Source organism: Hymenobacter metallilatus, assembly GCF_003944705.1.
In the GTDB taxonomy this organism is placed as follows: domain Bacteria; phylum Bacteroidota; class Bacteroidia; order Cytophagales; family Hymenobacteraceae; genus Hymenobacter; species Hymenobacter metallilatus.
In genome coordinates this window covers 224,162-246,348 of sequence record NZ_RWIS01000003.1, presented here as the reverse complement: position 1 = coordinate 246,348, position 22,187 = coordinate 224,162, and the positions used below count along the sequence as shown (strand labels likewise).

Annotated in this window: 17 protein-coding genes; 12 read left to right on the top strand and 5 right to left on the bottom strand. The window is 58.5% G+C overall.

All coding sequences use genetic code 11. From position 1 onward, the window contains the following. The first annotated feature begins 247 nt into the window (after positions 1-247). Positions 248-1,450, top strand: coding sequence for a GWxTD domain-containing protein (locus EI290_RS06610; protein WP_125427955.1), 1,203 nt, complete (start codon positions 248-250; stop codon positions 1,448-1,450). After that, a complete protein-coding gene (rlmB, locus tag EI290_RS06605; RefSeq protein ID WP_317127464.1) occupies positions 1,414-2,388 on the top strand; it encodes a 23S rRNA (guanosine(2251)-2'-O)-methyltransferase RlmB in 975 nt (324 codons plus the stop codon). The genes EI290_RS06610 and rlmB overlap by 37 nt, the downstream gene beginning before the upstream one ends. 72 nt (positions 2,389-2,460) lie before the next feature. On the opposite strand, the gene EI290_RS06600 is transcribed toward rlmB, so the two are convergent. Next, entirely contained in the window at positions 2,461-3,588 is a 1,128-nt protein-coding gene (locus EI290_RS06600) for a mannose-1-phosphate guanylyltransferase (RefSeq protein WP_125427953.1), read from the bottom strand. A 192-nt stretch (positions 3,589-3,780) separates the two neighbouring features. Continuing rightward, complete coding sequence (locus tag EI290_RS06595; RefSeq protein ID WP_125427951.1) at positions 3,781-4,758, bottom strand: KpsF/GutQ family sugar-phosphate isomerase; 978 nt, start codon at positions 4,756-4,758, stop codon at positions 3,781-3,783. A gap of 174 nt (positions 4,759-4,932) precedes the next feature. Here EI290_RS06595 and recQ point away from each other — a divergent pair, with 174 nt between their 5' ends. Further along, positions 4,933-7,131 (top strand): DNA helicase RecQ, encoded by a 2,199-nt coding sequence (recQ, locus tag EI290_RS06590; protein ID WP_125428286.1) that lies wholly within the window; start codon positions 4,933-4,935, stop codon positions 7,129-7,131. 63 nt (positions 7,132-7,194) lie between these two features. On the opposite strand, the gene EI290_RS06585 is transcribed toward recQ, so the two are convergent. Then, a complete protein-coding gene (locus EI290_RS06585; RefSeq protein ID WP_125427949.1) occupies positions 7,195-7,923 on the bottom strand; it encodes a GNAT family N-acetyltransferase in 729 nt (242 codons plus the stop codon). Positions 7,924-8,017: 94 nt separating this feature from the next. Then, positions 8,018-8,440, bottom strand: coding sequence for a BrxA/BrxB family bacilliredoxin (locus tag EI290_RS06580; RefSeq protein ID WP_125427946.1), 423 nt, complete (start codon positions 8,438-8,440; stop codon positions 8,018-8,020). A 169-nt stretch (positions 8,441-8,609) separates the two neighbouring features. On the opposite strand from EI290_RS06580, the gene EI290_RS06575 reads away from it, so the two are divergent. From EI290_RS06575 to EI290_RS06545, 7 genes are all read left to right on the top strand, one after another. Beyond that, a complete protein-coding gene (locus tag EI290_RS06575) occupies positions 8,610-8,903 on the top strand; it encodes a hypothetical protein (protein ID WP_125427944.1) in 294 nt (97 codons plus the stop codon). A gap of 241 nt (positions 8,904-9,144) precedes the next feature. Next, on the top strand, positions 9,145-10,212 hold the full coding sequence (locus tag EI290_RS06570; protein WP_125427942.1) for a tetratricopeptide repeat protein: 1,068 nt from the start codon (positions 9,145-9,147) through the stop codon (positions 10,210-10,212). Between the two features lie 151 nt (positions 10,213-10,363). Beyond that, positions 10,364-12,409, top strand: coding sequence for an OmpA family protein (locus tag EI290_RS06565; RefSeq protein ID WP_125427940.1), 2,046 nt, complete (start codon positions 10,364-10,366; stop codon positions 12,407-12,409). Positions 12,410-12,576: 167 nt separating this feature from the next. Beyond that, entirely contained in the window at positions 12,577-16,119 is a 3,543-nt protein-coding gene (locus tag EI290_RS06560) for a hybrid sensor histidine kinase/response regulator (protein WP_148103622.1), read from the top strand. A gap of 33 nt (positions 16,120-16,152) precedes the next feature. Beyond that, positions 16,153-16,881, top strand: a complete 729-nt coding sequence (locus EI290_RS06555) for a LytR/AlgR family response regulator transcription factor (RefSeq protein ID WP_125427936.1) — start codon at positions 16,153-16,155, stop codon at positions 16,879-16,881. Positions 16,882-16,905: 24 nt separating this feature from the next. Continuing rightward, entirely contained in the window at positions 16,906-17,523 is a 618-nt protein-coding gene (locus tag EI290_RS06550; protein WP_125427934.1) for a PKD domain-containing protein, read from the top strand. Positions 17,524-17,690: 167 nt separating this feature from the next. Next, positions 17,691-18,194: a hypothetical protein gene (locus EI290_RS06545; RefSeq protein ID WP_125427932.1), complete on the top strand. Its 504-nt coding sequence runs from the start codon at positions 17,691-17,693 to the stop codon at positions 18,192-18,194. A 72-nt stretch (positions 18,195-18,266) separates the two neighbouring features. Here EI290_RS06545 and EI290_RS06540 read toward each other — a convergent pair whose 3' ends face one another. Next, positions 18,267-19,355: a phospholipase D-like domain-containing protein gene (locus EI290_RS06540; RefSeq protein ID WP_148103621.1), complete on the bottom strand. Its 1,089-nt coding sequence runs from the start codon at positions 19,353-19,355 to the stop codon at positions 18,267-18,269. Between the two features lie 808 nt (positions 19,356-20,163). On the opposite strand from EI290_RS06540, the gene EI290_RS06535 reads away from it, so the two are divergent. Both EI290_RS06535 and EI290_RS06530 read left to right on the top strand, forming a co-directional pair. After that, positions 20,164-20,352, top strand: coding sequence for a hypothetical protein (locus EI290_RS06535; RefSeq protein WP_125427928.1), 189 nt, complete (start codon positions 20,164-20,166; stop codon positions 20,350-20,352). Between the two features lie 72 nt (positions 20,353-20,424). Continuing rightward, positions 20,425-22,158 (top strand): ABC transporter substrate-binding protein, encoded by a 1,734-nt coding sequence (locus tag EI290_RS06530; RefSeq protein ID WP_125427926.1) that lies wholly within the window; start codon positions 20,425-20,427, stop codon positions 22,156-22,158. The last annotated feature ends 29 nt before the right edge of the window (positions 22,159-22,187 follow it).

Genomic DNA, 22,187 nt, shown 5'->3' with positions numbered 1-22,187 from the left:
TCCGGAAACGGGGCCGGCTTTTTTCGTAACTGGGGCCGAACGATGTAAAGACGCAATACTTTGCGTCTGCTCATTGAACGACTTAGGACCGTCAAAGCCAAGTAACCTCAGCAACGAGGAGACGCAAAATATTGCGTCTCTACATCGTCCTTGCAGTTCTAAACCCACCACGTTTTACAGCTAGAAGCCAGAGCCAAAGCCCCCGCCTCCCGCAGAGGGGTTGGGAGTGAAGCAACTAGGAACGCCTATGAAAACATACTTGCTCTTACTGCTGCTCATCTTCCCCCTATCCCTCCACGCCGCCCCCCGCCGTGACTTTGCCACACAGTACCGGCCGGAACGGCGCATTCAGGTGGACACGCGGCGGGAGGGTGATAGTGTGCGGGTGTACCTGCGCTTCCCGGACCGCAACCTGCTGCGGCGTGGTTTTCCGCTGCACGTAGTGGCCTGGACCGATTATGACACCCGCCGCCCGCTGTGGCAGGACACCGTGCGCCAACTGAGCCGCCGCCTGCGCCCTGATGGCCCAGCCGCCCGCGTTGATTTCTGCCTGCCGCTCAGTAAGCTGCGGGCCGGGCAAGTACTGAGCATGGCCGTAGGGCCGGCTGAGGAAGCCGTGAGCGGGGACGCGGCTTGGCTGGAACTCCGCCCGGAATACCTGGCCCGCACGTTCATCCTCACCGATTCACTTAATCAGCCGCTGATGCGGCGTTACCTGCACGCCCGGGAGGTATTCGGGGTGAGTGCCTACGGACCCGACCAGCGGCTGACGGTGTACCGTTACCCGCTTAGCTCCCTGGCCGCGGCTCCACCAATGGCCGCGGCCGGTATCCAAGGGGCTCAGTCCCGCACGCTCAGTATGCAGGATTCGGCCCAGTTCCGCGCTGACCAGCTGCTGAAATTGCCGGCCGGGCTGTTTTTGCTACGGATGGGCGGCACCCGCCTGCGGAGTGGCTTGCTAGTGGAAGACAACCAGTTTCCAGAGCTGACCACCGCCGACGAACTGATTGCCCCGCTGATTTACCTAACGACCTCCCAGGAGCGTAAAAAGCTCTTCGACGCGCCCGACCCCAAGAAAGCCGTGGATCAGTTCTGGCTGACAGTGGCCAGCAATAGTCAGCCCATTGCCCGCCAGCTGATCCGCACTTATTATGGCCGCACGATGGAGGCCAGCCAGCTGTTTTCGGCTCATAAGGCCGGCTGGCTGACGGACCGGGGCCTGCTGTATCTGGTGCTGGGGCCACCGGAAAGTGTGTACCGGGAGGCAGGCACAGAGCGGTGGGTGTACCGCACCGATGTGGAGCGCAGCGGCACCTTCGTGTTCCGCGCGAAACCCAGTACCTTTGCCCCCGACAACTACGAACTGGTGCGCCGCCCCGAGTACGAACAACTCTGGTATGCCGCCGTGGAGCAATGGAGAAAAGGACGAACCGCCCAGCCCGGCCGCTAACCGAGCGCCGCCAATTTTACGATTCCGAAAACCGCCCGGTACCCAACCGCCGCCCCGCCGGGCGCGACGGTGAAGGCCGCCCCGAAGGCGGGCGTTTCGAGGGCAGCCGTGCCGAGGGAGGCCGGTTTGAAGGCGGCCGCGCCGAAAGTAGCCGCCCCGACAAAAGCCAGTACCACCGTCCTCCCCAGGACCGTAGTATCGACATGATTTTTGGGTTGCGGCCCATTCTGGAGGCGCTGAACGCGGGCCGCACATTGGACAAGATTTTCCTGCTGCGCGGCACCAAAAACTCCATGACCCAGGACATCACTGCCCTGGCCAAAGCCGCCGACGTGCCCGTGTCGATGGTGCCCGTGGAGAAGCTCGACAGCATCACCCGCAAAAACCACCAGGGGGCCGTCGCCTTCGTCTCGCCCATCGACTACATGCCGCTGGACAGCATTCTGGCCGGGCTGTACGAGGAAGGCAAAACCCCGCTGCTGCTGGTGCTGGACCGCGTAACGGACGTGCGCAACTTTGGCTCCATAGCCCGGAATGCCGAATGCATGGGCGTACATGCCATTGTGGTACCCAGCCGCGGTGCCGCTCAAATCAACGGCGACGCCCTGAAAACCTCCGCCGGGGCCCTCAACCTGATTCCGGTATGCCGGGAGTCTAACCTCAAAGACACGCTCACGTTCCTGCGTGAATCGGGGGTGCAGGTGGTGGCTTGCACCGAGAAGTCGGACGCTAGCCTGGAAGCCGAAACCGTGGACCTGACCGGGCCGCTGGCCGTGCTGATGGGCTCCGAGGAAGACGGCATCAGCCCCGAGTACCTGCGCCTCGCCGACCACAAGCTGCGCATCCCCATGGCCGGCCAGATCAGCTCCCTCAACGTAAGCGTCGCCAGTGGCATCATGCTGTACGAGGTGCTGCGGCAGCGTCTGAAGAAGGATTAGGGATAAAAGGAGAAGGGATAAAGGACAGTCGTTGAACGGTGTCCTTTATCCCTTCTCCTTTTATCCCTAATCCTAATTATACCCCACCCCCTTCTTCGACTTCACGTCGGCTACGAAGTCCTTTACGCGCTGCTCTTCGGTGCGTTTGCAGATGAGCAGCACGTTGTCGTACTCGGCCACAATGTAGCCTTCCAGGCCCTGCACTACTACCAGGCGCTCGGACGGAGTTTTAATGACGCACTCCTTGGTGTCGTAGAGCAGGGCGTTGCCGTCCACCACGTTCTCGTCGGCGTCGTGCTGGCCCATGCGGTGCAGGGAGTCCCAGGTGCCCAGGTCGCTCCAGCCGAAGTCGGCGGGAAGTACATACACGTTATCGGCCTTTTCCATCACCCCGTAGTCGATGCTGATGTTGCGGCACTGACTATAGGCCCGACCAATGAAGGCATCCTCCTGCGCTGTACCTAGTTGCTCCTCACCTTCGTCAAATACCTCCGCAATGTCGCTCAGGTACTGATGGAAGGCGTGAATAATGGCATCAGCCCGCCACACAAACAAACCAGAATTCCACAGGAAATCCCCGCTGGTCACGAACATCTTCGCCAGCTCTAAATTAGGTTTTTCCGTGAAGGTTTTCACTTTGCGTAGTTCCTGCGGAAACTGCCCGTCTTCGTGGCCGGGGGCCGTTTGCACGTCCTGGGGCCGCACCACCTCATCCAGAAACTGAATGTAGCCATAGCCCGTGTCGGGGCGGGAAGGCTGGATGCCCAGCGTAATGAGCACGTCGTGCGTGCGGGCGCCATCCAGCGCCGTGCGGATGGCTGCGCGGAAATTCTCCTCGTGCATTACGGCGTGGTCGGCTGGCGTAACCACCACTACTGCTTCCGGGTCGCGCTGGGCAATGCGGTAGCTGGCATAGGCAATGCATGGCGCGGTGTTGCGGCCAATGGGTTCCCCCAGAATCTGGTCGGCCGGCAGCTCAGGCAGGTGCTGATGCACCAGCTCTATGTAGTCACGGTTGGTGACCACAAACACATTTTCGGGCGGACAGATACCCCGAAACCGGTCAACTGTCAGCTGGAGCATTGACCGGCCCAATCCGAGCACGTCATGAAACTGTTTAGGATGATGCGTGCGGCTGAAAGGCCAGAACCGGCTGCCAATGCCGCCGGCCATTACAACGAGGTAGGTGTGCTGTTCCATCGGAGTCGGATCGAACGTCCGTTATTGGAGAGAGAAAAGTAGATAGAGCAGATTCTACTGGCAAGGGCCCGACCGTAGCTATACTACTTCGTCCAAGGTACGGAAGTAGTACGTGCCGTGTATCGGCTGAAGCAATATTAACTAATCTGAATTTTATATAACAATTCTTTTAATTTATTTAACTAAAATAATTCAAACGAGACCTTCCCGCAACAAGTCATGCAGATGAATAAACCCATTGAACTTGCCTTGCTCCAGCACAACTAATTGCGTGATGTTACGGCTTTGCATACGCGCTAGTGCTTCCACCGCAAAATCATCCACGTCAATTGTCACCGGGGATGGAGTCAGAATATCCTGGGCACGCACACTTTCCAGCCGGCCTTCGTACGTCGTCAGCATACGGCGAATGTCTCCATCAGTAATAATGCCCACCAGTTCGCCACCATCGGCTAGTACCGCCGTAGCGCCCAAGCGCTTACCCGAAATTTCCAGAATGACATCTTTCAAAGGAGCCGTATCGGGCACCTGAGGCTGCTGGTTCTGGCGACTCAAGTCGCCTACTTTCAGGTAGAGTTGCTTACCTAGCGTACCGCCGGGGTGCAGGCGGGCAAAATCCTGGCGCGTAAACTCCCGGCTTTCCAGCAGGCACACGGCCAGCGCATCGCCCAGGGCCAGGGCGGCAGTGGTAGAGGTAGTAGGAGCCAGATTGTGGGGGCAGGCCTCACTACGCACGGGAGCGTGCAGCACATAATCGGCCTGCACGGCCAGGTAGGAGTCGGCGTTGCTGACCAAAGCTGCCAGGGGTACGCCTTTGCGCTTGAGCAGGGGCACCAGCACTTTTATTTCGGGTGTGTCGCCAGATTTGCTGATGGCAACCACAAAGTCGCCGGGCTGAATCATGCCCAGGTCGCCGTGTATGGCATCGGCGGCGTGCATAAACAAGGCCGGTGTGCCAGTAGAGTTGAAGGTAGCCACCATTTTGCCCGCAATGTGGGCGCTCTTACCGATGCCCGTGACTACCACCCGGCCGCGCAAAGAGAGTATTGCCTCTACGCATTGTGCAAAATCGGGGGTACGGCTAATGGCCTCTGCCACTCCCTGAATTGCCTCAGCTTCCTGCTGAAGCACTTTTTTTGCGATGCTATGAAGTTCGTTCTGCGGTTTCAATCTAAATTTGATATTGTATTTCGGAAGCAGGACGGTGACGACAAAATTTGCATAAACCCAAATTCTTTCGCCTAACTCCTTAGTACAGAATACCTAAAATCCCTAGATTGAGTAAGCAACACCGGTGTGCTGCTGCTCCAATCTGCCAACCCAACTGAGTAAGTGAGGATGTCCATGCCAGCCGTGAAACAACAAGTGCAGCAAGAGGCTGATTTGAAAGGCAAGTTAAAGGAAGTTTTTGGGTACGGTCAGTTCCGCGGGGTGCAGGAAGACATCATCCAGAACGTAATTGCCGGCAACAACACTTTCGTCATTATGCCTACTGGGGCTGGTAAGAGCCTGTGCTACCAGCTCCCAGCCCTTGTGCTGCCTGGCACGGCCATCGTCATTTCGCCCCTCATTGCCCTGATGAAAAATCAGGTGGACCAGCTGAATGCCTTCGGGGTAAATGCCCAGTTTCTGAACTCGACTCTCTCGAAGTCGGAGATGAACAAGGTGAAAAAGGACGTGATTAGCGGGGAGGTGAAGCTGCTGTACGTAGCGCCCGAAAGCCTGACCAAAGACGAAACCATTGAGTTTCTGAACAAAGCCACCATCAGCTTCGTGGCTATTGATGAGGCGCACTGCATTTCGGAATGGGGCCATGACTTCCGGCCGGAGTACCGCAAAATCCGCAGCATTATAGACGGGTTGGGTGTACAGGTGCCCATTATTGCCCTCACGGCCACGGCTACGCCCAAGGTGCAGCAGGACATCCAGAAGAACCTGCAAATGGATGAGGCCTCGGTATTCAAGACCAGCTTCAACCGTACCAACCTTTACTATGAGGTGCGGCCCAAGCACAACACCAAAAAGCAGCTGATCCAGTACGTGAAGCTGCGCAAGGGCCAGGCCGGCATTGTGTATTGCCTGAGCCGCAAAAAAGTAGAGGAAATTGCCGAGCTGCTGAAAGTGAACGACGTGCGGGCCCTGCCCTACCACGCCGGCCTCGACCCCCACGTGCGCATGGCTAACCAGGACGCTTTCCTGAACGAGGAAGCCGATGTGATTGTAGCCACTATTGCCTTCGGCATGGGCATCGATAAGCCCGACGTGCGCTTCGTAATTCACTACGATACGCCCAAGAGTATTGAAGGCTACTACCAGGAAACCGGCCGCGGCGGCCGCGACGGCCTGGAAGGGGACTGCCTGATGTTCTACAGCTACGATGATATTGTGAAGCTGGAGAAGTTCAATAAGGACAAGCCCGTAACGGAGCGTGACAACTCCAAGCTGCTGCTCCAGGAAATGGCCAACTACGCTGATTCGGCCGTGTGCCGGCGCAAACAGCTACTGCACTACTTTGGCGAAACCTTTGAGAAGGACTGCGGCTTCTGCGACAACTGCAAGCATCCCAAGGAGCGGTTTGAGGCCAAAAACGAAGTACTGAATGCCTTAAAAGCGGTGGTGCAGACCGACGAGCGGTTTGGCCTCGACCACATCGGCACCGTGCTGATGGGCATGAACAACCCCCACGTGGAAAGCTACGGCCACGACAAGTTGCCGGTGTACGGCCTGGGCAAAGACCACGATGCCCAGTTCTGGCACTCCCTGCTCCGCCAGAGCCTGCTCAACGGCCTGCTCGAGAAGGATATTGAAAACTTTGGGGTGGTGAAAATCACCTCCAAGGGCATTGATTTCATTGAGAATCCGCATTCCATCAAGCTCACCAAGGACCATAACTACGAGGAAGAGGTGAAAGAAGAACAGGAACAGGAAGAAGTGCAGCAGGCAGCCGGCCACGATGAGGCCCTGTTTGAGATGCTGAAGGCCCTGCGCAAAAAAGTAGCTCAGCAGAAAAATCTGCCTCCCTACGTGCTGTTTCAGGACCCCAGCCTGAAGGAAATGGCCACAACGTTCCCCACCAAGCTGGAGGATTTGTCGCACGTATCGGGCGTGGGTCAGGGCAAGGCGCAGAAGTTTGGCGCCCCGTTCCTGGACCTGATCAAGAAGTACGTGGAGGACAACGACATTATGACGGCCGCCGACGTGGTGGTAAAATCGGCCGTCAATAAGTCAAAAATCAAAATTTACATCATCCAGCAGATTGATAAGAAGATGGACCTGGAGGAAATTGCCTCTTCTAAGGGCATCGATATGCGGGAGCTGATGGAGGAAATCGAGCACATCTGTTACTCCGGCACTAAGCTCAACCTCGACTACTACATCAACGGGGTGCTGGATGAGGAGCGGCAGGAAGAAATCTACGACTACTTCATGACGGCCCAAACCGATAATATTGCCGTGGCCCTGAAAGAGCTAGGCACCGATGACTACACCGAGGAAGACCTGCGCCTGATGCGCATCAAGTTCCTGAGCGAAGTGGCGAACTAAGGGAGAGGTGAGTTATGAATGATGAGTTGATTGAACAACAAACTCATCATTCATAACTCACCTCTATAACCACAAATGGTATACGTGTTCCTCGTGGACTCGCTCGAAGCCTTCCCGCTCGTAGAAACGGCAGGCGCCTTTGTTGTCGAGTTGGGTGGTTACCTGCACCTCGGGTAGCTGCCAGGCATGGGCGTAGTGTAGGGCGGCTTCAACCAGTTGCTTGCCGATACCCTGCCCCCGGTATTCGTGCTGCACGGCCAGCAGGCCAATAATAGCGTGTGTGGTTTGGTAGCCCAGCGTAATTAGGCCCAGGGCGTCTGGCTGCGCCACCGGATGATAGACCAACACCTGCCGGGCCGTTTGGCCGGTTACGCTGCTTCGGATCCAGTGCTCATAGAGCCGCTCGTAGAGCCCGGCCTGGAATACGGGGTCGACCCGGAAGCGGGAATGATGACCACTTTGCCGGGCCAGATCCAGCAGGCGGGGTGTAAGCTCGTCGGTGGGCAGAACGTTGGGGGCAACGGGCGGGGGAATGGCCGGCACAGGCCGCGCAAACCGGGCTTTGCGGTCGGTGAGTTTAATCCGGAGAGCTTGGGCGCTAGCCGCTGATACGGTATCCGTGGGCTCCACAAACCAGTACACCAGCCGCCAACCCTCCTCCCGAGCCAGCCGGATTACTTCGCGCAACTGCTCCTCTGTGAAGCGTTTCCCTTTCAGGCGCCCCACCGGAAATCCGAAGAACTGACTATCCCACGGCAACGACTGAACCCCGTATTCTATTAACAGTGACATAGCGCGAATGTGAATATCTGTTCTATACGAAAAACCGTCTATGACGTAGTGTCATAGACGGTCAGGCGATTAAATTACGGAAAAAGACAACTAATTAGCAATATTCTTCAAAAGCCCCCTGAAGATTATGTACGATGCGCATCAGGTCGTTGCCTTCAATGTGGTAACGCTCAATCATGTGTACCAGCTCTCCATCCTTAAACAGCGCAATGCAGGGGCTGCTGGGCGGGTAGGGTAGCATATGCTCCCGGGCCTTAGCCACGGCATCGGTTTCCATGCCAGCAAACACGGTTACCAGCTTGGCGGGCTTCTTGTCGGAGCTGGAAACGGCCATTTTCAGGGCGGGCCGGGCTTTGGCGGCGGCGCAGCCACACACGGAGTTTACGGCCACTAGCACGGTGCCGCTTTGCTCATTGAGGACGGTATCAACCTCCTCAGGGGTCATCAGTTGCTCGAAACCGGCCTCAACGAGGTCCTGACGAATCGGGGCTACCATGTATTCGGGATACGTGGCCATAGGTGAAAGCTAGGCTTTAAGATGAACTACTGCCGGGGCGAATTACCCAACGGCCTTACAAAATTACGCAACTGCAGCCGCACTGCCACAGTTGGCGTATAGAACCCCGGCCAGGGGTGGAAGTTTGTGGGCAGGCTGCTTTTTTCATGAGTCCAGAATGTGTTGTCTTATGACGTACGCCAACTTTGTTTCTTCCCTCACGCAGCCCGAGCCACCAGCCGGTCTTTCGCCCCTGTTGGAGGCCCTGTGGTATGCCGGCCGCGACGAGTGGCACCGGGCCCATAGCATTGCTCAGGATAATGAGCACGATGCCCTACACAACTGGTTGCACGCTTTTCTGCACCGGCAGGAGGGCGACGCCGGCAATGCCGCTTATTGGTACCGACGGGCCGGACAGCCAGTAGTAGCCGGCTCGTTGCGGCGGGAATGGGAAGAAATGGTGCGGACCCAACTGCCAGAGTAGAGCCTGTACCCGGAGCGGTGCTTTCGCCCGCGCCCGGGAGCAATACCCTGCTTACCTAAGCTACACTAAAGCTCTGGGGGCATAGGCACACTCAATTGCGGAGCACATGCGCTGGTGCCTGAGCAAGTGTCTAGTTCTATCTTGCCAAAGTTCAAACAGCTAACATTTAACATCTTCACGGACCGCCTTTTCCGCAAATAAAATTACATTTATCCCACGCCTCTGAAACGGGCGGGATAGAATGAACCAGACCCATATCCTTTCTATTGGCCTGCTGCTGGCCGCCGCCACGGCCCACGCCCAGGTGGATACCGTGCGGGCCTCCACCCTGCCCCCGGCCCAGCAGGCCGAAAAGCTCTACAACAGCGGAGTGGCCAAGTTCAACCAGAAAAGCTACCGGGCTGCCCTCCAGGATTTCGACAAGGCCCTGGCCGCCAAGCCCGATTTTGCCAAGGCTTACTACAACCGCGCCGCCGTACGCTACGAGCTGAAGGAATACCCTACGGCCGTACAGGACTACGACCAGGCCATCAAGCTCGACCCAAACACGTTCACTTCCTACTTTGGGCGCGCCCAGGCCCGGGAGGCGCTTAAACAGCCCGCTGAGGCCGAGCAGGACTATGGTAAAGCCGCCGAGCTGAAGGCCGACTATGCCCCGGCCTGGTACTACCGCGGGGCCCTGCGCTTCGAGAAGGCCGACTACCAGGCCGCCAAGGCTGATTTCGACGCCGCCATCAAAGCCGACCCCGCTTACGCCTACGCCTGGCACGACCGGGGCAGCGCCCAGCGCCAGCTCAATAACCTGCCCGCCGCCATTCAGGACTATACCCAGGCCCTGAAGCTGCAGCCCGAGCTGCTGCCGGCCCTGCTGAACCGCGCCGCCACCCGCCGCCGCGCCGGCGACCTGAAAGGTGCCCTCCAGGATTACAACGACTACCTGCGCCAGAAGCAGGACAACGCCCTGGCCTACACCAACCGCGGCAGCACCCGCTACGAGCAGGGCGACTACAAAGGCGCCGTGGACGACCTCACCAAGGCCATTGAGCTGGACGCGCAGTATGCCTTTGCCTGGAACAACCGCGCCGCCGCCTACCTCAAGCTGGAAGACTATAAAAAGGCCGAAGCCGATGCCAGCAAAGCCATCAGCCTGAACGCGCAGTACGCCGAGGCCTACCTGAACCGGGGCCACGCCCGCGAAATGCTGCGCAGCCCCGACGCCGCCTGCCAGGACTGGCGCAAGGCCGCCGAGCTGGGCCTGGAAGTCGGCAACACCCACGCCGCCAACTCCGGTTGCGGCGCGGCCGAGTAGAACAGTAAGAACAAAAAAGAACGTCATGCTGAGCGAAGCCGAAGCATCTCTACCGCTTCGTTGTAGTAGCAATTAGTCAGAGGTAGAGATGCTTCGACTTCGCCTCCGGCTTCGCTCAGCATGACGGTTTTTCACAACGCATCTGATACTCATGCATAAGTACCTACTCGCCTCCCTGCTGCTGTTGAGTACCCCGGCCTCGGTACTGGCCCAGAACGTAGAGTTCAGCAAAGACCAGTTCGGCAACGACAAGGACGGCTTGAAGGCGGCCCTCAAGGAAATCAAGCTCGGCGACGAGTTCTATGACCTGGACCCTGCCCGCTACGAGCAGGCCCTGCCGCACTATCTGGCCGCCCAGAAGTTCAACCCCAACAACGCCCAGCTCAACTACAAAATCGGCGACAGTTACCTACACTCCGGCTTCAAGCCCCGGGCGCTGGAGTACCTGCAGAAAGCCTACCAGCTCAACCCCGACGTGGACCCGCGCATTCACTACGCCCTGGGCCGGGGGCTGCACCTGAACGGGAAGTGGGACGAGGCCATTGCCGAGTATAAGCGCGCCACGCCGGCTTCCGGCTCCAAAAACACCGCCGGCTTCACCCAGGACATTCAGAAGAAGATTCGGGAGTGCGAGAACGGCCGCAAGCTGGCCGCTAAGCCCAGCCGGGTGTTTATTGATAATGCCGGCCCCGGCGTGAATTCGCCTTATCCTGAATACGGTCCGGTTATTACGGCCGACGAATCGGTGATTCTGTTTACCTCGCGGCGGCCGGGCTCCACGGGCGAGCAGAAGGACCCCGAAACCGGAGGCTTCATGGAAGACATTTACACCAGCACCCGCACCACCAAAGGCAGCTGGGTGGATGCCCGCAACCTGGGTGAGGGCGTAAACACCGACGGCCACGATGCCACCGTAGGCCTCTCACCCGACGGGCAGCGCCTGCTGGTATACATGGAAGACAATGGCGGCGACCTGCACGAGGCCAACCTGCGCGGGGCTGAGTGGCGCAAGCCCCAGAAGCTCGGCTCCCGCATCAACAGCAAATACCACGAGTCATCGGCGGCGTACACACCGGACGGGCGCAGCCTCTACTTCGTAACCGACAAAGAGGGTGGCCTGGGTGGGCGCGACATCTACAAGATTGAGATGGAAGGCCGGGGCCCGGCCCAGAACCTGGGTTCCGTCATCAACACCCAGTACGGCGAGGAAGGCGTGTTTCTGCACCCCGATGGCAAGACGATGTACTTTTCCTCGGAAGGGCACAACTCCATGGGCGGCTACGACATCTTCAAATCGGTGTTTGAGAACGGCAAGTGGAGCCAGCCGGAAAACCTGGGTTGGCCCATCAATACCCCCGACGATGACGTGTTCTTTGTAATTTCCGCCTCGGGCCGGCACGGCTACTATTCCTCGTTTCGGGATGATGGGCTGGGCTCTAAGGACATTTACCAGATTACCTTCCTGGGCCCCGAGAAGCCGCCCGTACTCAGCCAGGAAGACCAGCTGCTGGCCTCGCGGGTGCAGCCGGTGAAGGAAACTCTGCTGGCTCCGCCGGTAGCCATTGTGGCCGCCCAGGTGACCATTCTAAAGGGCGTGGTGACGGATGAGGCCAGCAAGCAGCCCATTGAGGCTACCATCGACGTAGTGGACAACTCGCTCAACCAGACCATTGCTTCCTTCCAGAGCAACGCGCAGTCGGGGCGCTACCTAGTGTCGTTGCCCTCGGGCGTGAACTACGGCATTGTGGTACGCAAGGATGGCTACTTGTTTCACTCCGAAAACTTCGATTTACCGGCCAAAGCGGCGTATGCGGAGGTGGTGAAGGACATTGCCCTCAAGAAGCTCGACGTGGGCGTGAAGGTGGTGCTCAACAACATCTTCTTCGATTTCGACAAGGCCACGTTGCGCAAGGAAAGCACCAATGAGCTGGAGCGCCTGCAAAAGCTGCTGGTGGAAACCCCGGCTTTGCGCCTCGAAATTTCGGGCCACACCGACAACGTGGGCAAGGCCGAGTACAACAAGGACCTCTCCCAGCGCCGGGCCAAAGCCGTGGTAGATTACCTCGTGGCCAAAGGCATTGACAAAGGCCGCCTGACCTTCGCTGGCTATGGCGACTCCCAGCCGGTGGCCTCCAACGCCTCCAAAGCCGGCCGCCAATTGAACCGGCGCACGGAGTTCAAGGTAACAGGGAAATAACGTTCCGGCGTCGGTTACCGCAGAGGGCGCAGAGTCCGTTGAACGACTCTGCGCCTTCTGCGCAAACACTGCGCCCTCTGCGGGCTAAAAACCCGACTGAACGTCCCCAACCACGCTTCCACCGAGAAAACAGCAGTAGCTCCACCGTAGCCTGTATCTTGCCCTTCGTGATACGCCACCTGCTGCTCCTGTTCTGCCTGCTCACGCATTTTGCCGTTGCTCAGCCGCTCCCGCAGCGGCAGTTTCTCAAGCAGTTCGGGGCGGCCGAGGGCCTGCCGCAGCCCTTTATCTACGCCCTGGCCCAGGACTGCACCGGCTACCTCTGGATTGGCACCGGCGAAGGGCTGGTGCGGTTTGATGGCACCACGTTCCAGACGTTTACCACCCGCGAGGGACTGGCTGAGGACTTCGTAACCCGGCTCAGCCTGGATGCGGGCACCGGGCAGCTGTGGGTGAGCCACTATCAGGGCGGCGTATCCGTTAGCCAAGGCAGTGGCTTCCGGCGCGCCACTGCTGCCGATGGCAAACAGATCCGCGTCAAAGGCCTACCCACTGTTGATACGGCCGCTATTGGCCGCTTCCGTCGCCGGTTCCACCCCGCCCTGCCCCCCGATGCCGCCATCAACCAGATACTGCGCGACGCCGAAGGAACCTACTGGATCGGCACCACGGGCCTGGGCCTGTGGCGGCTGACGGATGCGCACCTGAGCTTCTCGCCAACGGCGGCGCGGCTGACGGCTTTAGCCGGTCGAGGCGCTCTTATAGCAGCAGGAACTGCTGATGGACAGTTGGGACGTCTTTTACCCACTCCTAACGGACTAACGTTACACTTTCATTCTGAACTACAAAGTGGTTCCGCAACGGCATTGCTTCCTGTTAGTGATTGGAGTTTGGCAGGAACTGACGGAAAGGGTGTACATCCTTTTGTATCGGTGGCTACGGACACCGACCCTCCGGATTTGACACATTTGCCCGCTGACCTGCATGTCACTACCCTGACTCTAGATAAAGCAAATAGTAATTTCTTTCTCGGCAGTCGGAGTTTTTGGGTAGGCACCATTGGTGAAGGCGCTTTTCACGTGACTGGCCGGCAGGTACGTCACTACACCACCGCCAACGGCCTGCTCCAGAATGATGTGTACGCCATTCTACCCGACCGGCAGGGCCGGGTGTGGTTTGCCACTCACGGCACCGGCCTGGCTGTGCTGGAAAACGGCCGCTTCCGGGTACACCGTTTGGTGCCGGGCGGCGTAGATGCCACCACCCTGACCCAGGATGCCGCCGGCCGCGTCTGGATTGGAACCGAGGGCGACGGGTTGTTCTGCTTTGCCAACGGCCGGTTCCGGCAGTTTACCACCCAAAACAGCGGACTGGCCAGCAACTACTGCTACGGTCTGCAACCCACGCCCACCGGCCTAGTAGTGCAGCACCGCAACGACCTTTCTCTGGGCCGTGGGATGCAGTTCACCGCCATTTCCACCCCCAACAACCCCATCATCCGCGACTTGCTGCCCAACGTTGCGGCCCCGCTCCCACCGGCCGATTCGGCAGTGTTACTGGCGTCCCGGACGGGACTGGTACGGGTAAAGTTGTCGGGGCTTCATATCACGGCTGCTGCCCCTGCCACATTTACTGCTGTTGAAGTTGACGGGATACGCCAGCCCGCCGGGCCTTTGCCGGAGCTGTCGGCCAGGCCCCACCGCGTTACGTGGTTTTTCCGGGTAGCCAGCCTGGGCCCAGCCGGTACCTGGCAGTACCAATACCGGCTGCGGGGGTTTCAGGAGAACTGGAGCCGGCCCGCTACAACTGGCGAAGCCGATTTTCCGCGCCTGGATGCCGGCCGGTACACCCTGGAAGTGCGGGCCCGGCGGGGCTCCGAAGGCACTTGGTCGAAGCCAATTACCTCCCGGTTCAGTATTGCCACGCCTTTCTGGCGCACCTGGTGGTTTTCCGCGCTGGCTTTGCTTGCGGCCGGAGCCGGGGTGTACGCCTTCACCCGCGCCCGTACCGCCACGTTGCGCCGGCAGAAGCTGCAGCTGGAAACCACCGTGCGCGAGCGAACCACCGAATTGCGCCATCAGAAGGCCGAAATCGAGCAGATTAATGCTGATTTGGTGATGGCGCGGGATGCCGCCGAAGCCTCTCGCAAGGCCAAAGCCCAGTTTCTGGCCAACATGAGCCACGAAATCCGCACGCCCATGAATGCAGTGATTGGTCTCACCCATTTGCTGCGTAATACGCCCGTCAGCGGAGAGCAGAGCGAATACCTCCAGGCCATTCAGTCGTCGTCCAACAACCTGCTGGTCATCATCAACGACATCCTGGACTCCTCCAAGATTGAGGCCGGCAAGCTGACGCTGGAGCAGGCCCCGTTCCGGCTGCCGGAGCTGGTGGGGCGCGTAGCGCGCATGTTCCAGTTTGCCACCGAAGCCAAAGGCCTTACCCTGCACACCGAGGTAGCCCCCGATGTGCCCGCTGCCATCCTCGGCGACTCCGTGCGCCTCAACCAGGTGCTGGTAAACCTGGTGGGCAACGCCGTAAAATTCACCACTACCGGCGGCGTTACCCTGCGGCTGAGCGTGCAGCCGGCCGCCGACAATGCGCCCGCAATGCTACGCTTTGGCGTCACGGATACCGGTATTGGCATTGCCGCCGATAAGCTGGACGCCATTTTCGAGGATTTTTCGCAGGCCAACGCCAGCACCACCCGGCAGTTTGGCGGCACCGGCCTGGGCCTGAGCATTGCCCGCAACCTAGTGCAGCTGCACGGCGGCCGGCTGTGGGTAGAAAGCCAGGAAGGGCGGGGCTCCACGTTCTGGTTTGAAGTTCCCTGCCAGCCCGCCGATGCTGCCTTGGTCCGGACGGAAGCCAGCGGGGCGCTGCTGCCTTTCTCGCCGCCGCTACGGGTGCTGGTAGCCGAAGACAACGACCTGAACCAGCTGGTGGCCCGCAAAACCCTCGAAGCCTGGAACGTGCAGGTAACCATTGCCGCCAACGGCCGCCTAGCCGTGGAAGCCGCCCGCCAGCAGGAATTCGACGCTGTGCTGCTCGATATTCAGATGCCCGAAATGGACGGCTACGAAGCGGCCCGCCAGCTCCGCAGCCTGTTCCCCGACGCGGCCCGGCTGCCGCTCATTGGCCTCACGGCCTCGGCCTTGCCCGAAGACCGGGTGCTGGCCCTGGAAGCCGGCATGAACGATACCCTGGCCAAGCCCTTCGACCCGGCCGTGCTCTACGCCCGCCTAGCCCACTTCACCGGCCGGGCGCTGCCCCCCGCAACACCTGCAACGCCCGCACCGGCACTACCACCAGCCACCGGCCCGCAGCCCCCCCACCAGCCGGCTACGTCCTCCCCGGCCGATACGCCCCTGCAACCCGACTGGAGCCTGCTGGAAGAGTTGGCCGGCGGCAACGAGGCGTTTGTGCAACAGATTGTACGCACCTTCCTGGAGCAGGCTCCGCCGCTGGTGGAACAGCTGCAGCAGGCCACCGGGGCCGAACTGGGCCAGGTAGCCCACAAGCTAAAGGGCCAAGTGGCGTATTTCGGCCTGGTACCCCTCACCGACCAACTGGAATACCTGGAGCAGCAAAGCAAGAGCACTATTCCGGCTAATAGCTTATTTGAATCAGTTCAATTTATTGACAATCAATTATTTACAATATACCCTATTTTACTGAGTCGACTCACGGAAGCTGAACATAAATTATAGGCTTTTTCCCAGTCAGCTTGTACCTTTGGCGCTATGGCTGAAACCACTGCTCCATTGCGTTGCCTGGTCGTCGACGATGACCCGCTGGCTATTCAGATTGTTGAAAACTGCGTTAGCAACACTCCTTTCCTGCAGCACGTGGCCAGCTGCGAAAGTGCCATTGCCGCCGCCGAAGTACTCCGCCAGCACCCCATCGACCTACTGTTTCTGGATGTGGAAATGCCCCTGATGTCGGGCCTTGATTTGCTGCGCACCCTGCAGAATCCGCCGTTGGTGGTGCTCATTACCAGTAACAAGGGCTACGCGGTGGAAGCGTTTGAGCATGATGTGCTTGATTACATTGTGAAACCCATCAGTTACGCCCGGTTTCTGAAAGCGGCCCAGAAAGCTATGGAGGCTGTGGAAGCCCGCAACAATCCCGCCGCCGATGCTATTGAAGTTCCGCAGAACACGGAATTTACCTTTGTGAAGGTAGACAGCCGGCTGGTAAAAGTACTTTTCGACGATGTGCGCTACGTGGAAGCCCTCGGCGACTATGTGCACATCGTTACCAGCCAGAGCAAGCTGATTGTGTACAGCACCATGCGGGCCGTGGAGGAAAAATTTCCGTCGTCATTGTTTGTGCGGGTGCATCGCTCTTTTATAGTTAACCTCAAGCGGGTACAAACCATCGAAGACAACACCGTTATCATCGATAACAAGCACATTCCCATCGGCCAGACCTACCTGCGCGAGGTTTTTCAGCGGCTGAATAAATTCTAACGCTTCGCTACTTCCTGCCTGCCCATGACGCTCCGCGGTCTGGTACGCTTCTTTTGCCGACTCCAGGCGCTGGCCGGCCTGCTGGCTGCCGGGCCCGCCCTGGCCCAGCAGGCCGGCGACACGCTAAGCGCAGACTGCCCCGCGCCCCGCCTGGTGGAAATGTGCGTGGAGCTGGATGCCCGCCGTGCCATCGACCCCGACGCCGGCCCGCTCACCTTCCGCTGGACTATGGGCGACGGCACCCAGCTCACTGGTCCCGTGGTGCAGCACTGCTACCAGGAGCGCAAAAAATACACCGTACAGCTGGATGTGCTGGAAGAAGCCACCGGTGAGGTGCGTACTGCCGAAAAGCTGATTCCGGTTGATTTCACCCAGGAGATTGTGCTGAACTTTCGGGCCGTAGACACCGTGCGCATTGGCCAGCCCGTGCGCTTCGACGCCCTGGACTCGCAGCTGCCGCTGTGCCAGAACGTGGTAGTGCTCTGGGATTTTCGGGACGGCTACGTTACCAACGGCCGGCAGGTACAGCACGCCTTCCGCCGCCCCGGCCAGTACGCCGTGCGCATGAGCCTGCGCGGCAACGGCCCCGATGCCTGCCCTTCCAGCCACTGCGTCAGTCGCATTGTGCACGTCATTCCCTGATGATGCAGTTGCAGCGCGTTATTCACACTTGACCGAGCCCCTGCCCCTGTTCAGCTTATGTTGACGATAGGATAGGTGGCTGAGCGCTATGTTAGCGGCTGCTTAACGCTTGCTCCCGCCGGGTTCCGGCTTTCACTCTCATCCGAGGCATTTGCCCGCTTCCTTCTATGAAACACCGGTTCGTTTTACTGTTGGCAACTGTGTACCTGTTGTCCTTTGCCCAGGCGAAAGCACAGGAAGCGTCTTCCGCTTTCAAAACCGAAGCATTGGCTGCCACTCGCCAACTAGCTGCTTTCATTTCTCTGGATGATGCCCGCCAGCTTCCTGTGCGCCGCCTTACGCAGGCGCGCCTCACGCAGGAAGCCGATGCCCGGCAGCTGTACGCCAACGACGCGGATATGCTCCAGAAGAAACTATCAGCCATTGGACAGGAATACACCAAGCAGCTGGAGCAGGTACTCACGCCGGCGCAATATCAGCGCTATGTGGCCGCAGCTCCGGGTACGCTTCCCGCTACTGTAGCCGCTAAAGTAGCTCCGGCCCCAGCCGCAGCCCTGGTGCAGGCTCAGCCGGCGGTACAACCGGCAGCTGGCAAAGCCAAGGCCGCCCGCTCCGTTGCGCGTCCCGCAGCGCAGCCTGCTCCAGCTTCCAAAGCTGCCGCCCGGCATTAGTCGGCAGCGTATTATTTCTACCGCTTTGGCTGGCACTTGCTTGCAGGTGGTGGGCAAAATCAGATTTCACTGTCAGGTGCGGTTGCGCTCCGCTTGCTCAGCAGCAGCTTGCTCTGCCTCTTGCTGCCGTAGCATACCCAGGGCCAGGGCCCAGAGGTCTTCGTAGGGAATGATTTCGATTTCGCCGTAGGCCTCGCCGGGCTGAGGGGCGGCGCGCAGCCGTTCCAGTAACAGAGCCCCTTTTTTCTCGCAGGCTGCCAGTACAAAATTCTCCTTTACTGTCATTAGCAGCATCCGGAAAAACAACTGGCTACGCAGCGTAGCTGGGTCGCGCAGGTGGCGTTGCTCGTACTTACGCAGCCCCTCCAGGCGGGCCAGCAACCCCTCAATATCCCGCCGGCGCAGGAAGTGCATAAACTGCAGAATCAGGATGGCTACGTTGTAACCTTGCTTGTCCCGGCTGAAATCGGGTACCGTTTGCACAAACTGCGTGAAGTAGCGCATTTTGACCGGCGACTGTTCAGGCCGCACAAACTGCACGTAGGCCTCGTACAGCTCCCAGCGCTGCTGGGCAGCGGCTCGTTGCTTGCGGTAATACGGGTTTTTGCGCGCCTGCTGCAGCAGCTCAAAGGCCTGCCCATACTGCCGGGCATGTACAGCCAGCAACAGATACGTTTCCAGAAAGTAAAACCAGTTGCCCGAGGAGTAGTGGAAATCCTTGAAATATTCCTCGGCTAGCACCAGTCCTTGCTCAGGCTTCCGGCAGCGCAAGTGTGCGTACACACTCATGTAGTTATTAAACCGCTTATCGAAACGCTTTTCATTGATTTTACCCTGTTTACGAGCCCTTTCAGTGGCAGCAGTTATGTTGATAATCTCTTCATAATTTCCCACCAGCTCCTCCTTCGATAATCGGGTGACGTACAGCACGTGAAACGTGTTGTAGCTTTTTACCTTCTTATGAATCTGCTCCAGCTTGTTCTGGTAAGCCGGCATCTGGTGCAGTAAAAATTTGCGCGACCTGACTTTATGATTCAGGGTCATTTTAATTTCAGCGTACAGTATTTCCGCCTCTTCTTCCAGCGCCATTTTAGCCTGATAAGCCGCTAGCTGCTTTACAATGCGCTTGAACTTGGCAGGCTGGCGCATCTCGGCGTACATGTTGCGTAAAATACGGGCACCCAGCACTGTATATGGCGTAAATTCAGCATCTTCCGCAACCCGAATAAACTTCCGAAACAGCTTTTCGGCCATCTTGTACTCACCCTCCCCCGCCAAGATTTTTGCCTGATGCAATAACCCCAGGCATTGCTGCTCATACCGTTTTGAGGCAATATGCCGCGGATCCGTCTGATCCAGGAAATAAAGATGATTCAGCAGCTTCTGCTGTACTCTTGATTTCAGCTTGCGGTAGGTTGCCTGGGTTTTCGCGTCGGTTTTGCCATATAGGCTTTTTACCAGCTGCGTCTGGGTTACTACGGGTGCTCCATCCAGCAGCCGAACGAGTCGTAGATCTTTTTGCGCGGAATTTCTATCAGAGAAGTCGAGAAAAGGGAGAACAGCTTGCCGTCTGTCTGTCACAATTCTTACCAGTGTTGTTAATTCATCCATAGCAAAGCGGCTGGATTAGCCTGTTTTAGCCAATATACTATATTATACGGCCCCTGTTTCCTATGTCACATTTTTTGAATGCTATGCCTTTATTCATTGGCTTATCTACCCAGACATTTGTAGGCGTATAGGTGGGCTTTTTTTACGGCTGGATGTCACAAAATCAGGGAATATGGGCCTCCGATATTGTGCATTTCTACGTCATTTTTCGTACTGGCAACTGGTTTTAGGTTGATTTTTATTTACTGATATAGCTCTTTTTCAGGTCACGTTTACAGCCTGTATTTCCTTTACCTGGGCTGGTTTGGACTCCACCTTTGTGTCATTCAATCACCTGACACACAAATATTTCCAAGCCATGCTAGAGCTCATCACCATCGCCCTCCTGCAGTTCGCCAGCTTTGCTTCTGTTGATGCTGCCACCGTTTCAGCCACCAATGGCTCCACCAGCACAACATCGGTTTCGGATGACCACGGCGTAGGTGGCTGGGGCGACGGCCATGTGGTGGCAGACCACGGTGTAGGCGGCTGGGGCGACGGCCACTAGGCCGGCAGTACCTCCTGTATTTCCAAAACGTGGTAACTTGCCCGGACACTCGTCTTACGCGGTTACCCGTTCATGAAGCACCTTTCTCTCCGGTTTTTCTTCCTGGTCTGGGTAGGTATGGTGAGCAGTTGTACCACTCCTGCTACCTATTCTGCCCCGGGAACCGTACGAATCCGCTGGGCCCGCGACCCGGAAAATCTGGACCCCCTGGTAGTAAGCAATACCAGCGCCTACGAGGTAATTAACCTCACGCACTGTAGCCTGCTGATGGGCCGGGAAGAGGCCCATGATTTCGTGCCCTGGCTTGCTGAGGCATTCCCATCCGTTGAGCGGCTTTCCGACAGCCTGCTGCTGGTAAGCTACCGCATCCGGCCGGAAGCCACCTGGGATAACGGGGCCCCGGTGCTGGCTCAGGATGTGGCCCTCACCCTTAAGGTGATGAACTGCCCGGGACTGCCCACGGAAATGGACCAGGCCATGTTCGGTTTTATCCGGGATATTCGGCTCGATACGGCAGATTCGCGGCGGTTTACGTTGGTGTGTGCCGGCCAGTCGCCAGAACACATTCGCTCCTCCGGCGACTTTTCCATCTTGCCGGAGTATATTCTGGATCCGGGCAGGCAGCTGCGTACCGTTTCGCTGACAGCCATGCGCCAACAGCCGGTGCAGGCGGCAGTGCAGGCGCTGGCCCGCCGGTATCAGCGTCTTCGCCTGGCCCGCCATCCGGAAAACCTGCCCGGCTGTGGCCCCTACCGGCTCAGCGCCTGGCAGAGTGGCCGCTACCTGACGCTTCACCGCAAGCCGAAATGGTGGGCGGATGTGTTGTCTGCCCCGCCCGCTCAGCTTCAGGCCTACCCTACTACGCTTACGTACCAGGTTATTCCGGATGCGGCAACTGCTACGCTTGCGCTGCGCCGCAACGAAGTAGATATCTATGGTCTGATGCCCGCCGCGGAGTTTACCCGTCTGCAGCAGTCGGCCGAAGACCGGAAACGGCTGGCATTTTACACGGCCGACTCCTACGAGTTTCTGACGGCTGGCTTCAACGTCCGCCGCCCTGTATTTCAGGACGCAGCTACCCGTAAGGCGTTGTGCTTCCTGTTTGATGTACCGGCCCTGATTAAGGCTACCCAACAGGGAGCTGCTATTCCCAGCGCAGGCCTTATCAGCCCGCGCGTGGCCGACTATTACAACGACAGCCTGCCCTTACCGGTATTTAGCCCCACTCAAACCGTGGGATTGCTTCGGCAGGCCGGCTGGCAACGCCAGGCCGATGGCCGTTGGCAGCGCAAGGTGGCCAAGGGTGCCCCCCAGGTATTGCGTTTTGGCGTGAGCTACCGGGCCGGGGAGCCTGCTTTCGAAACGGCGGCCCTACAGTTCAGAGCGGCCGCCGCCGCCATTGGCATAGAGGCAGAGTTGCGCCCTACCGAACAGGCAGTGCTGAGCCGGCAATTACAGGCCGGGGAAACAGATATGTGCATCCGAAACTACTCGGGCAATCCGTTTTCCTACGATTTCACTGCGTTGCTGCATTCCCGCGGTATTGGTGCCAGCAATACCATGCAATTCTCCTCTGCGGTTACCGACCGGCTGATTGAGCAGATTACCAGCACAGAGGACAAGCAGAAAAAGAAGTTGCTGCTACGGAAATTTCAGCGCGTGATGGCGCAGGAGGTACCGTTTTCTGTGCTGTACTTCCAGAAATACCGGGTCGGGGCTTCGCGGGCTGTTGGGCGGGTACCGGTGTCCGGCCTGAAGCCTGGCTACGAGGCAGCCCGCATCAGGCCCATGGAAGCACCACTGTAAGCCACATGCCAGGGCTTGTTTTGCTACGG